General features: G+C 68.5%; 14 protein-coding genes. 6 read left to right on the forward strand and 8 right to left on the reverse strand.

Annotated features, from left to right (window positions below; genetic code table 11):
• Window positions 1-5 precede the first annotated feature (5 nt).
• From JNUCC0626_RS14645 to JNUCC0626_RS14655, 3 genes are all read right to left on the reverse strand, one after another.
• Window positions 6-1,094 carry a mandelate racemase/muconate lactonizing enzyme family protein gene (locus tag JNUCC0626_RS14645; RefSeq protein ID WP_394620289.1) on the reverse strand — a complete coding sequence of 363 codons (1,089 nt, stop codon included), beginning with the start codon at window positions 1,092-1,094 and terminating at the stop codon, window positions 6-8.
• 232 nt (window positions 1,095-1,326) lie between these two features.
• Entirely contained in the window at window positions 1,327-1,782 is a 456-nt protein-coding gene (locus JNUCC0626_RS14650) for an SRPBCC family protein (RefSeq protein ID WP_394620290.1), read from the reverse strand.
• A 34-nt stretch (window positions 1,783-1,816) separates the two neighbouring features.
• Window positions 1,817-2,746, reverse strand: a complete 930-nt coding sequence (locus JNUCC0626_RS14655; protein WP_394620291.1) for a D-2-hydroxyacid dehydrogenase family protein — start codon at window positions 2,744-2,746, stop codon at window positions 1,817-1,819.
• Between the two features lie 25 nt (window positions 2,747-2,771).
• Between JNUCC0626_RS14655 and JNUCC0626_RS14660 the strand changes: the two genes are divergently transcribed.
• On the forward strand, window positions 2,772-3,224 hold the full coding sequence (locus tag JNUCC0626_RS14660) for a DUF3291 domain-containing protein (RefSeq protein WP_394620292.1): 453 nt from the start codon (window positions 2,772-2,774) through the stop codon (window positions 3,222-3,224).
• On the opposite strand, the gene JNUCC0626_RS14665 is transcribed toward JNUCC0626_RS14660, so the two are convergent.
• A complete protein-coding gene (locus JNUCC0626_RS14665) occupies window positions 3,214-4,344 on the reverse strand; it encodes a lipase family protein (RefSeq protein WP_394620293.1) in 1,131 nt (376 codons plus the stop codon). The genes JNUCC0626_RS14660 and JNUCC0626_RS14665 overlap by 11 nt on opposite strands.
• A gap of 151 nt (window positions 4,345-4,495) precedes the next feature.
• On the opposite strand from JNUCC0626_RS14665, the gene JNUCC0626_RS14670 reads away from it, so the two are divergent.
• Complete coding sequence (locus JNUCC0626_RS14670) at window positions 4,496-4,738, forward strand: hypothetical protein (RefSeq protein ID WP_394620294.1); 243 nt, start codon at window positions 4,496-4,498, stop codon at window positions 4,736-4,738.
• A 1-nt stretch (window position 4,739) separates the two neighbouring features.
• On the opposite strand, the gene JNUCC0626_RS14675 is transcribed toward JNUCC0626_RS14670, so the two are convergent.
• From JNUCC0626_RS14675 to JNUCC0626_RS14685, 3 genes are all read right to left on the reverse strand, one after another.
• The gene (locus JNUCC0626_RS14675; protein WP_394620295.1) at window positions 4,740-6,146 is read right to left on the reverse strand and encodes an FAD-binding oxidoreductase; all 1,407 of its coding nucleotides are present in this window, start codon (window positions 6,144-6,146) and stop codon (window positions 4,740-4,742) included.
• A 64-nt stretch (window positions 6,147-6,210) separates the two neighbouring features.
• Window positions 6,211-7,308 carry a calcium:proton antiporter gene (locus tag JNUCC0626_RS14680; protein WP_394620296.1) on the reverse strand — a complete coding sequence of 366 codons (1,098 nt, stop codon included), beginning with the start codon at window positions 7,306-7,308 and terminating at the stop codon, window positions 6,211-6,213.
• Between the two features lie 133 nt (window positions 7,309-7,441).
• Window positions 7,442-7,834, reverse strand: coding sequence for an SSI family serine proteinase inhibitor (locus tag JNUCC0626_RS14685; protein ID WP_394620297.1), 393 nt, complete (start codon window positions 7,832-7,834; stop codon window positions 7,442-7,444).
• A gap of 244 nt (window positions 7,835-8,078) precedes the next feature.
• Between JNUCC0626_RS14685 and JNUCC0626_RS14690 the strand changes: the two genes are divergently transcribed.
• Both JNUCC0626_RS14690 and JNUCC0626_RS14695 read left to right on the forward strand, forming a co-directional pair.
• Window positions 8,079-8,666: a D-alanyl-D-alanine carboxypeptidase family protein gene (locus tag JNUCC0626_RS14690; protein ID WP_394620298.1), complete on the forward strand. Its 588-nt coding sequence runs from the start codon at window positions 8,079-8,081 to the stop codon at window positions 8,664-8,666.
• A gap of 90 nt (window positions 8,667-8,756) precedes the next feature.
• Window positions 8,757-9,380, forward strand: a complete 624-nt coding sequence (locus JNUCC0626_RS14695; RefSeq protein ID WP_394620299.1) for a TetR/AcrR family transcriptional regulator — start codon at window positions 8,757-8,759, stop codon at window positions 9,378-9,380.
• 160 nt (window positions 9,381-9,540) lie between these two features.
• On the opposite strand, the gene JNUCC0626_RS14700 is transcribed toward JNUCC0626_RS14695, so the two are convergent.
• The gene (locus JNUCC0626_RS14700) at window positions 9,541-10,203 is read right to left on the reverse strand and encodes a TetR/AcrR family transcriptional regulator (protein ID WP_394620300.1); all 663 of its coding nucleotides are present in this window, start codon (window positions 10,201-10,203) and stop codon (window positions 9,541-9,543) included.
• 116 nt (window positions 10,204-10,319) lie between these two features.
• Here JNUCC0626_RS14700 and JNUCC0626_RS14705 point away from each other — a divergent pair, with 116 nt between their 5' ends.
• Both JNUCC0626_RS14705 and JNUCC0626_RS14710 read left to right on the forward strand, forming a co-directional pair.
• Complete coding sequence (locus JNUCC0626_RS14705) at window positions 10,320-11,363, forward strand: Kelch repeat-containing protein (RefSeq protein WP_394620301.1); 1,044 nt, start codon at window positions 10,320-10,322, stop codon at window positions 11,361-11,363.
• Window positions 11,364-11,396: 33 nt separating this feature from the next.
• Window positions 11,397-11,894 (forward strand): COG4315 family predicted lipoprotein, encoded by a 498-nt coding sequence (locus JNUCC0626_RS14710; RefSeq protein WP_394620302.1) that lies wholly within the window; start codon window positions 11,397-11,399, stop codon window positions 11,892-11,894.
• Window positions 11,895-12,108 lie beyond the last annotated feature (214 nt).

The following is a 12,108-nucleotide window of genomic DNA, read 5'->3' on the forward strand; positions in this document are numbered from 1 at the left end:
GTGTTTCAGGCGACCCGGAGGTCGTCCATCGCGTTGCGGTCCCAATCAATGCCGAGACCCGGTGAGTCAGGGGCGAGTGCATGTCCGTTGTGGACGGTCATCTCGCTCTTGGTGATCCCGCGCAGCTGCGGGATGTGCTCGACGAACCTGCCGTTGGGCAACGCCGCCGCGAGGCTGACGTGCAGCTCCATCAGGAAGTGCGGGCAGACGTCCGCGTTGAACGCCTCGGCGAGGTGCGCGACCTTCAGGAACGGCGTGATGCCCCCGATCCGGGCCGCGTCGACCTGCACGACGGAGGCCGCGCCGCGTTCGAGGTACTCGCGGAACTGCGCCACGGAGTACAGCGACTCCCCCACCGCGATCGGGATCGGCGTGGTCCTGGCGAGCCTGACGTGCCCGCTGACGTCGTCCGCCGGCAGCGGCTCCTCCAGCCAGGTGAGGTTGACGTTCTTGAACGCGTCGGCCCGCCGGATCGCCTCAGCACTGGTCATGGACTGGTTGGCGTCCACCATGATCGCGAACCGCTCACCCACGGCTGCCCGGACCGCTTCCAGCCGTTCGGCGTCCTCGGTCAGGTCCGGCTTGCCGACCTTCATCTTGATGCCCTGCCAGCCCTGCGCGGCCGTCTCCTTGGCGCCCGCGACGAGCTCCTCGGTCGTCAGGTGCAGCCAGCCGCCCTCGGTGTCGTACAGCGGCACCTCCTGCGTGAACCCGCCTGCCATGCGCCACAACGGTTCCTGCGCCCGCAGGCACTTCAGGTCCCAGAGCGCGGTGTCCACGGCGGCGAGCGCGAGTGAGGTGATCGCGCCGACCGTCGTCGACCGCGTGTACGCGAACAGGTCGTGCCACACGTGCTCGATCCGCCGCGCGTCGACGCCTTGCAGGCGTGGCAGCAGGTGGTCCTTCAGGAGAGCGAGGACCGAGCTGCCGCCCGTGCCGATCGTGTAGGCGTACCCGAGGCCGGTGAGCCCGTCGTCCGTCGTGACCTCGACGAACACGGTCTCCTGCTTGATGAACTGCTGGACCGCGTCGGTGCGCAGGGTCTCGACGGGGACGTCGACCTGGAACGCCTCAGCACGCACGACCTTCGCCACGCCAACTCCTCGGATCTCTGATCCTATAGGATATTTGACGGGGATTGAACAAGGGCGTTACGAGCGTGTCAACGGTCGTTTGGCCACCGTCCCACGCTGATGAGAGCGTTTTCAATGGCTCACCGCGACCGGATCTCGTTCCGGTCCTCCGATGTCTGCAGCTCACAGCCGCACAACACCCATGAGCGGGCTTGTGGTGGTGTGTTTAAAAGTGAGTGATTCTGTCTGATTGTCAGACGGACTCGGCGGCGCTCTTCAGCCGCTGCAGGGTGGCTTCGATGTTGCGCTGGTTCGTCACCGCGCGGTTCCGGACCCCGGTCGCCAGCTGCGTGATCGGCACGTACCAGCCGGGGCGGCGGTCCCAGGTCGACTCGGTGACGCGGCACCCGTCCGCCGTCTCCTCGATGTCGTACTGCCAGCGCGACACAGCGAGCCCCAGGGACTTCACCTCGAACGCGAACCGCGTCGTGGAGCAGTCGGTGACGGTCGAAGTGGTGGGCCAGACCCTCCAGCCGCGCCGGTTGACGCCGCGGAACCGGGCACCGACCTGCGGGCCCGGCGCGTTCAGCCAGCGGCCGCCGGAGTACTCCTCGGCGCACCGGCCGAGCCCGCGCAGTGAGCTGACCAGCTCGAACACGCGCTGCGGCGGGGCGGCTACGTCGATGTGCGCGGAGGCGTCCGGCGTCATGCGGCCGAACTTACTACCGGTAGGTAACTCACCGCTAGAGTTGCCGGATCGGTTCACCCGCGAGGTAGGCGTGGACGTTCTCCACGGCCTCGGTGAAGTAGGTGCGGTAGTTGGCCTCGGTGACGTAGCCGAGGTGCGGGGTGGCGAGGACGTTGGGCAACGAGCGCAACTCGTCGGTCAGCGGGAGCGGTTCGACCTCGAACACGTCGAGGCCCGCCCCCGCGATCAGGTTCGAGCGCAACACGTCGAGGAGGGCCTCGCCGTCCACGATGGCCGCGCGGGAGGTGTTGACCAGGAACGACGTGGGCTTCAGGCAGGCCAGGGCGGCCGCGTCGACGATCCCCCGAGTGCGATCGCTCAGCACGACGTGGATGGACGCGAAGTCGCTCTGCGCCAACAGGTCGTGCAGGCTCGACGCCAGCCGGACGCCCTCGGGTTCGACGCGGTCGAGCGTCAGGTTCTGGCTCCACGCCACCACGTCCATGCCGAACGCCTTGCCCACGCGCGCGACGGCACGGCCGATGTGGCCGAAGCCGAGCAGGCCCAGGGTGCGGCCACTCAGGTCAGCTCCGACCGTGCTCTGCCACGGGCCGCCGGCGTGGAAGGCCGTGTTCTCGACGGCGATGTGGCGGGCCAGGCCCAGGAGCAACGCCCAGGTGAGTTCGGCCGGTGGGGTCTTGGCGCTGCCGGTGCCGCAGACCGTGACGCCGTGGGCGCGGGCCGCGTCCAGGTCGATCGCGGCGTTGCGCATACCGCTGGTGATCAGCAGCCGCAGCTTCGGCAGGCGGGCGAACAACGCTGCGTCGAAGGGCGTTCGTTCACGCATGATCACGACGCACTCGGCGTCCGCGAGGACCTCGGCCGGGTCGTCGAGGTGCTCACGTTGCACCGTCACGTCGAGGCCTGACCAGTCCGCGTTGGCGAGCGCCACACCCTGGTAGTCGTCGAGCACCACACACCGCATGGGCTGATCATGTCAGAGTAGGCGCATGGGAGCCTTCCACCTGGCACAGGCCAACATCTCGACCGGGCGGTGGGCGTTCGACCACTGGCGGATGCGCGGGTTCGCGAGCCGGGTCGACGCGATCAACGACCTCGCGGTCGAGGCTCCCGGGTTCGTGTGGCGGCCGACGTCCGAGCGGATGATGAACGACCTGGTGCGGCTGGGGCGCGACCCGATGCGCGAGGCCTACAACCTGAGCGTGTGGGAGTCGGTCGAGTCGTTGTGGACGTTCGCGTTCGGCGGCATCCACCTGGAAGCGGTGAAGCGCACCAAGCAATGGTTCGAGCCAGGAAGCGCGTTCGATGTGATGTGGTGGGTCCCCGCCGGGCATCGGCCGACGACGGAGGAAGGCCTCGCGAAGCTGGACCTCGTTCGAGAGCAAGGACCGACGCCGGACGGGTTCACGTTCCGGCGCCGGTTTCCCTGTCCTAGCAGTTAGGGCGGGTCGAACGGCCGGCGAAGCGGTCACCGAGCCAGTTCATGGCGTTCGTTCCCCACGCGCTGACGGCGGTGACGTGGCCGAGCAGCGGCAGCGGCGTCCACTGCACGTCGGCGCCGAGCGAGCACCACTGCGAACGCAGCTTCTGGCCGACGCCGTACGGGATGAGCTCGTCCAGCGTGCCGTGGTAGAGGTAGACGGGCGCGGCGGGCTTGACCGACCCGAGGGTGTTCTCCTTCAACCTCTTCTGCCACAACGGGTCCTGGATGACGTTCGGCGTGGTGGTCAGCGAGTTCAGGCGCGTGAACGGTGCCACCAAAGCGATCTCGGCGACGCACGCCGCACGGATGCGGTCGATCACCTGCTTGCCGCGTGCGTTCAGGACGTTCGACAGCGGCAGTTCGGGGTAGGCGGCGGCATATCCGGCAGCCGCAGCGAACACCAGGCCCGAACCGGCGTTGCCGTCGTTGAACTTCGCGACCGCGTTCAGGTCCGCCGGCACTCCCCCGGCCGCAACGCCGACGACGTTCACCTCAGGCGCGTAGGACTTCCACTGCTCGGCAGCGGACGACGCGGCCTGACCTCCTTGTGAGTAGCCGAAAACGCCGACGGGAGCGTCGGCCGACAGACCGGGCACGCTGCCTGCCGCCCGTGCCACGTCGAGCAGGGCGCGTCCCTCCGAACGGGACACCGCGTACGTGTGATCTCCAGGCGTGCCAAGGCCTTCGTAGTCGGTCACGGCGACCGCCCAGCCCTTGAACATGGCCTGCGCGAGGAACGCGATCTCGACCTCGGTGCCGCCCTGCAGCTGCCGCGACGGCGCGCACTGGTCGCCCATGCCCTGCGTGCCCATCGCGTACGCCACGATCGGGCGCGGACCGTTGTTCCACGGCAACGGCGACACCAGCACCATGCCGGACACGACGGTGCTGCCGCCGGTCGCGGTCGTGGAGCGGTACCGGATGTCGTAGGCCTTCACCGGCGCCGGGAGCAGTCTGAGCGGCTCCGGGTGCCACGCCACCTCCCTGCTGCTGACCAGCTCCCCCGGCGAGGCGGCGGAAGCTGGTGTGACCAGGGTGAATAACAGCAGGACGGCGGCGAGCACGGCTCGGAGCTGCATCGGTGGACCCCTTTGTGGTAACCGGCGTTACCGCAATGTAGGGCTGAACGCAGCAGCGGGGCAATAGGCTGTTCGGCTTGATGGATTCACGACCGGGTGGCGCGCGAAATTCGCGTGCCCGGTCCTGGTCGCGCGAACTACCTTTCGCGACATGGCAGAGAAAGCACGGGTGCATCTCGACCGCGGCGGCTTGCACCTCGATGACGTGTTCGTGCAAGACGTGTCTCTCGTGCACGCCGAGATGATGACCAAGCGCCGGCTCTGGATGAGCTGCTACCTCGAGGGCACCGGCGTCGAGGGCGACCGGGTCACCTTCATGATCACCGCGAGCGGCAACAGGCTCATCTTCGAGGTCGAGGAACGCCCTCGGGGGAACGTCTCGGTCGAAGGGTGACTCACGCGATCCCCTGCGCGAACGCGAACACCCGGTCCGGGTCATACTTCCGCGCCACCTCACGAAGTCTGGTCAGCGACGAGCCGTAGTAGGCCTGCGCCCAGTTCGGCATCTGCGGGTCGATGTAGTTCACGTACCCGTTGGCGCCGAACATCTTCCCGAGCTCGTCGCGGGCAACCCCCATGGCCCGCCGCGCGTTCGCCTCACCCGCGGCCAGCGTGCATTCGACCTGGATGCTCGCCAGCGCCGTGCGGTGCGGGAACGCCGTGGCGGGCCCCCGTCCGACCGCACCGCCCAGCGCGTCGATCATGTTGTACGAGTTGGGCGTGTTCTTGAAGATGTCGGCGAGCTTCTGCGGATCGGTGATCGGCTTGGTCAGCATCCGTGACGTGGCAACGTAACTCCCGCGCGACTGCGAGCCGCCGCCCCCGTTCCAGCTGGGCTTGCACGAGCCGTCGTTCACCCGGCACCACGCGAACCGCTCCATCGCGGCCAGGAAGCTCTGCTCGGTTTCGCGCCGTGAAGTCGGCTGCGACCCGACGCGCCGCGCCAGATCGTCCAGCAGGGGCTTGAGGTTCGCGGGTGTGCCGACGAAGCAGCCGCCGACCTCGACGTACGGGTTCGAGCCGCTGCCCACTCCGACGGTCGAGGTCACCGCGTCCGGCGCCTTGCCCTGCCAGTCCGGCCACACGCTGAGCAACGAGGGCAACGCGGCCGAGGCGAACTGGAGCGTGAACGTCGTGAGGTTGCGCGCGGGTTCGGTGCGGAACACGAACGACGTCACGATGCCGAAGTTGCCTCCGCCACCGCCGCGCAACGCCCAGAACAGGTCGGCGTTCTCGGCAGCGGACACCGTGCGCAGCACCCCGTCCGGCGTCACGATCCGCGCGCTCACCAGCCGGTCGCAGGTGAGTCCGAACGCTCGCGCGGTCACCCCGATCCCGCCGCCGAGCGTCAACCCGGAGATGCCGACGGTCGCGCACGTTCCGGCCGGCATCATCCGCCCGGCGTTGGCCAGCGCGATGTAGAGGTCCATCAACAGCACACCCGCGCCGACCTCGACGGTCCCGTCCGCGCGGACGTCGATCCTGTTGAGCCCGCGCACGTCCACGACCAGCGCGCCGTCCGCCGTGGAGTAGCCCGGATAGCTGTGTCCGCCACACCGGGCGGTGATGCGAGTCCGGTCGGTTCGCGCGATCTCGATGCACCGTTGGACGTCAGCAGGCGAGACGACGCGGGCGATCGCGCTCGGACGTTGGGCGTCGTAGTGCGTGAAGTAGCCGAGCTTCGCGTCTCTGTAGGCGGCGTCGCCGGGCCTGATCAGCTGGACGTCCATTGTGGACTTGCCGGCCAACGCCGACACAGCTCCGAGCGCGACCGTTTGCAGAAGTGCCCTGCGACGCAACATCCCACGAACGTAGGAGTCGGACAAAGCAGGGCACAACGGAAGAACAGACCGGGACGAATCCCGGCTATGGGTTCACAGCCAGGAACAGGAACGCCGCCAGCAGAACCAGGTGCACGCCACCCTGAAGTCGCGTCGCGCGGCCCGGCACGACCGTCAGCACGCTGACCAGAACCGTGAGCAGCAGCAGGATCATCTGCGTCGACCCGAGGCCGAGCGTCAACGGTCCGTCCAGCCAGATCGTGGCCAGCGCGATCGTCGGGATGGTCAGGCCGATGGACGCGATCGCCGACCCGTAGCCGAGGTTGATGCTGGTCTGGATCCGGTCGCGCAACGCGGCCCGTGCGGCGGCGATCGTCTCCGGCAGCAGCACCAGCAGGGCGATCACGACGCCGACGAACGACTGGGGGAAGCCGGCCGCGCGCACGCCCGCCTCGATCGCGGGTGACTCGATCTTGGCCAGGCCGACCACCGCGATCAGGGCGACGAGCAGGAACCCGAGGGAGATCAGCGCGGCCTTGCCGGTCGGGGCGTCGGCGTGCTCGTCGGCCTCGATCACGCCGTCCTCGTCGACGGGCAGGAAGAAGTCGCGGTGCCGGACGGTCTGGGTGAACACGAACATCGCGTACAGGCCCAGCGAAGCGAGCGCCGCGAAGGCGAGTTGGGCGCCGGAGAACTCCGGGCCGGGCGTCGAGGTGGTGAACGTCGGCAGCACCAGGGTCAGGGTGGCCAGCGTGATCACGGTGGCGAGCGCGCCGCCGCTGCCTTCCGCGTTGAACAGGATCGTGTGGTGCTTCAGCGCGCCGAGCAGCAGCGAGATGCCGATGATGCCGTTCGTGGTGATCATGACCGCGGCGAACACCGTGTCGCGTGCCAGTGAAGAGGCCTCGGGGCCGCCGGACACCATCAGGGTGACGATCAGGGCCACCTCGATGATCGTCACCGCGACCGCGAGGACGAGGGAGCCGAACGGTTCGCCGACCCGCAGCGCGACCACCTCCGCGTGGTGCACGGCGGCGAGCACGGTCGCGGCGAGGACCACGGCGACGAGCGCGACGAGCACGCCCCCGAGGTCACGTCCCCAGAAGACGGCGAGCAGGACCATGCCGAGCACGGGGGTGATGGTCGTCCAGTGGAGCAGCGGGAAGCGCGGGGCGGCGGCCATGATCACACCTTCGCATACCTGACAGGCCTGCCGCCATTCGGCGCAGCAGTGATTTCGCCCGCAAGAAAATGTGGTGCGGAGCGCCCCTGCCGCGCCCCGCACCACATTTCTTTTTTGGTGCCGTGTCCGATCGTCAGAAATCGAAGAGGGCACCCGTGTGCGCCAGCATGACGCACGAGTTCGGGTAGGTGTGCACCTCGTGCACGGGCTGACCACGCCAGAAGCCGAACATCGAGACCTCGACCGGTGCGTAGTGGAACGTGCACGCACGGTTGTCGGCCTGCATGGTCGCCAGCTGCGTCCCGGCGGAGGCCAGCGTCGCGCAGGCGAGGGCCCTGCGCGGGTGCTGATCACCTCGTTCGCAGGTCAGCACGGTCGCCTTGAAGGCGTTGTCGTCGAACTCGGAGTACTGGGCGGTCAACACCAGGGCGGTGTTCCCACGGGGAGCGGGCGCGGCCTGCGCCGTGCCGGTGAAGGCGAAAAACGACGCGAGCAGAGCAACGAACGCACAAATGCGGCCGGACATGAAAGCGGTCCTCCTGAGACCTCACAAAAACGGGCCGGTTCTCGGCCGCCGCAGATGTTGCCACCCGGAATCGCCGTTGCGAAAGGGGCCAGGAAACGTTCACCGATCACATTTGATCGCCGCATCTAAAGTATCGTTGAGCCGAACGGATGTGTCGCGCGACACGTTCGCGGAGACGCAGCTGCCGACGGACTGTTACGGGTTGCTGACAGACCTCCGCCGCAAAGGACGTATTATCCGATTCATGTCCAAGACCTCCAGACGCGTCGTGTTCGGCGTGCTGCTGATCGTCACACTCGTGGTTTCCACTGGCGGTGCGCTGGGTTACCTGGGCAGATTGACGCTCGTGTTCGACCGCCATCCGGGAAAGCCGCTCGCGATCTTCGAAGAAGTGCCCGGACCGCCGGACGGACCGAACTGCGCGATCGACGCGCGGTACTTCGACGAGAAGCCGGAGGGCCTGCGCCCCGAGGTGCTCCAGGCGTGGCTGAAGCTCCGCCAGAAGGCCTCCGAGCAGGGCGTCACCCTCTGTCTGAACGACGGCAAGCGCAGCCGCGGGCAGCAGCAGGCGGAGTTCGACGAGGCGGTCAAGAAGTTCGGCACCGAAGAATTGGCGTCGAAGTACGTGCTGAACCCGCCGGACCGTTCGATGCACGTGATCGGATTCGCCGTCGACATTCAACCCATCGAATCCGCTCAATGGGTCGAGAAAAACGGCAACACCCTCGGCTGGTGCCGCCGTTACGAAAACGAGCAGTGGCATTTCGAGTACAACGCCGACTACCCCAGGGCTGGTTGTCCGGCCCTCATCCCCAGCGCGACGGGCAGCTGACCTCCCACGCAAAGGTCTAGACGCCTGAGGTGCGGGCGGGGTTGCCCGGACGTAATCTGACAAGCCCAGTTACCAGATTGGAGCGCCCCGGTGGCCCGTGCCTACGGCGGAATCTCACCCGAGCAGCGCAGGGCCGAGCGCCGGGCGAAGCTGCTGCAGGCGGGCCTCCAGCTGTTCACCAGCGCCGGGTTCACCACCACCAAGATCTCCGAGCTGTGCACCGAGGCGGGCGTCTCCACGCGCAACTTCTACGAGGAGTTCGCCTCCAAGGAAGAGCTGCTGCGCGAGCTGCACGACCTGATCAACGCCACGGCGTTCGCCGAGGTCCGCACGGCGCTGACCGAACTGGCCACCGCCGACCTCGACACCCGGATCACGACGCTGCTGGAGGTGTTCGTCCGCAGCGTCACCGCCGACCCGCGCGCGCCGCGCCTCAACTACGTCGAGGCCGTGGGCGTGAACGCGGAGATCGAGCAGCAGCACGTGCGCTGGGTCAACACGTGGGCGGAGTTCATCGAGTCGGAGGCGCTCCGGGCGGCGGCCGCGGGCGTGGCACCCCAGCGTTCGTACCGGCTCACGGCGATAGCGCTCGTCGGCGCCATCACGGGCCTGCTGCGCGAGTGGCAGGCGCACGAACCGCCACTCGCCATCGACGAGATCGCCGCCGAGATCCGTGAACTCATGCTGGCGTCGATCACCCGGCCAGCGGCCTAGGCGCTGTCCTGCAAGTTCGTCAGGTGGCAGGTGCGGGCGAGCGACCCGGAGACGGTGCCGCCGCAATGCCCTCATACCGGGCGTATTCGGGCTTTGCGGCGGTGCCGTCTCCGGGTCCCTCGGCCGCCACGGACGCCCGACGAGACTTACAGGACAGCGCCTAGGCCCCGAGCGACGCCAGCAGCTCGCGCAGGATCCCCAGCTCACCGGGCGTGAGGTCGGTGCCGGTGCCGGCCAGCAGCACCAGCAGGTGCCGAGCCGCGTCGGCCAGCTCCGACGAGCCCTCCGACACGACCAGGATCGAGGCCAGCACGGCCTCGCGGGTCCGTTCGGAGAGCTTCTCCATGCCGGGCTCGGACGGGTTCGTGATCAGCAGGATCGTGGTGCCGACGGTGGCCGCGTGCACGGTCTGCACGGCGTCGTCGACCGGCATCCGCAGCAGCCCGGCCTCGCCGATGCGCGTGATGATCCCGCGCAGGATCTCCTGGCCGAGCGCCATGGACGGGTGCGGCACGCTGCGGCCGCCGTACATCAGGCCGTAGATCGCGGGGTTGCGCACGCCGAACTCGACGTGGCCGTCCCAGCCGCGGCGCAGGTCCTCGACCGGGTCGGCGGACGGCTCGCGGGAGCGCTTCTCGGCGAGGTACCGCCCGAACCCGGCCGCGGCGACGGCGTCGAGCAGCCCGTTCTTGTCGCCGAAGTAGTGGTAGACGGTCGGCGGCGTGACCCCGGCCGCCGCGCACACGTCGCGGATCGACGCGTCCACGCCCAGCTCGGTCGCCGCGGCGAGGATGCGGTCCCGGACCTGGGAGTGCTCGCTCATCAGCGCGAACTATCGCATTGTAACCGCGTTATACCGCTTGTTGTCAGCGTTACAGAGATCGTGTTAGCGTCGATTCGGACATCACGCTATCAACGCTAACCAACGGGAGAAAAGTCATGAAGCGCGTCCTCGCCGCCACGTTCGCCGCAGCGCTCGCGTTCCCCGCCGTCGCGCACGCCCACCCGGACCATCCCGTGGCACCGCCGACGGCACCGGTGACGAACCCCGTCTACGGCGCCGGCTGGCAGTTGCGAGCACCGATCACCGGTGGCCCGCGCCAGGAGCACAGCGTCGCCGCGCTCGGCCGGCACGTGTACGTCATCGGCGGCATCCGCCCGGACGGCGCTGGCGGCGTCACCACCGTCGCGGACGTCGAGGTCTACGACACGCGCGCCAACACGTGGCGGCGAGCGGCCCCGCTGCCCGTGCCGATGAACCACCCCAACGCCGTGGCGGTCGGCGGCAGGATCTACGTCCTCGGTGGACTGTCCGGCGGAGCGTCGTGGCAGGCGCTGGCGGACAGCTTCGTCTACAACCCCGTCACGGACCGGTGGACGAAGCTCCCGCCCATGCCGAAGGGCTTCGAACGGGGCAGCGCCGCGATGGGCGTCCTCGGCACCCGCATCTACCTCGCGGGCGGCATGCGCACCCTCACGCCCGGCCCGGGCGGCCTCCAGGACACGATCGCCGACGTGCACACCTACGACGTCGTGACGCGCCGCTGGGCCACCCTGCCGTCGCTGCCGGAGGCCCGTGACCACGTCGGCGGCGCGATCGTCGGCGGCACCTTCTACGTCGTGGGCGGCCGCGACCGGGGCCAGGTCAACGTCCGCGACACCGTCTACGCCTACAGCCGCGGCAAGTGGACCGAAAGGGCACCGATGCCGACCCCGAGGGGCGGGATCGCGTCGGCCGTCGTCGGCTCGAAGATCTACACCTTCGGCGGCGAGGGCAAGGTCGTCGACGGCGTGAACACGGTGTTCTCCGAGACCGAGGCCTACGACACCCGCGCGAACCGCTGGGAGGTGCTCGCACCCATGCCGATCCCCCGCCACGGCACGGCGGCCATCGGCGTCGCCGACACGATCTACATCCCCGGCGGCGGCAACCGCGGTGGCGGCGCCCCCATGGACGTCAACGACGCCTACAAGCCCCGATGAACCACTGACGCATCGCTGTCCGTAATCCCCCGTGTGAGCCGATTCGCCGTTCTCGCGCTGCTCGTCGTTCTGGGTGCCTGCTCCGCACCAGCGGAGGAGGAGACAGCCTCACTGGACGAACTGGAGGCCGCTGCCGGTCCGGTCGTGGGGCCCACCCGGGTTCTTCCGAACGACATCGCGAAACTGCAGGTCGAGGAGTCGCCCGCGGTCGGCGCCGTTGTCGCCGACCGCGAGCACTACACGCTCTACTTCACCGTCCAGGACGGACCGTCCAAGTCGACCTGTCTCGAAGCCGACTGCACGCTCGTGTGGCCGCCGTTGCTCGCGGCCGGCGGCAAGATCGAGGCACCCGCCCTCGACGCGCAGCTCCTGGGCACGATGAAACGTCCGGACGGCACGGAGCAGGTGACGATCGCCGGCAAGCCCGTGTACCGGTACGTGGACGACGAGCAGGCGGGCGACACGACGGGCCACGGCGTCGACGACAGGTGGTTCGCGATCTCACCTAATGGGACGAAAGCGACCAAATAGCGGCCCGAAAATCCGGCGTCCCGCGCAACAGCGCGCAGTGACGCCGAGGGCACACACTGGAACCGGCAGCTCCGAAGGGTTGCCGGTTTGTCGCGTTCGGGTTACTCAACCGATTCGTTTGTACCGGAAATCCTGAAACCGGTTCCGCGCGGAACCGGTTTCAGGTATCTACTGTGAGAGCGCTCCCATAGACGCTGCCGCCGCACGAGCCCTC

Origin of the sequence: Lentzea sp. JNUCC 0626 (assembly GCF_043632865.1) — a bacterium.
In the GTDB taxonomy this organism is placed as follows: Bacteria; Actinomycetota; Actinomycetes; order Mycobacteriales; family Pseudonocardiaceae; genus Lentzea.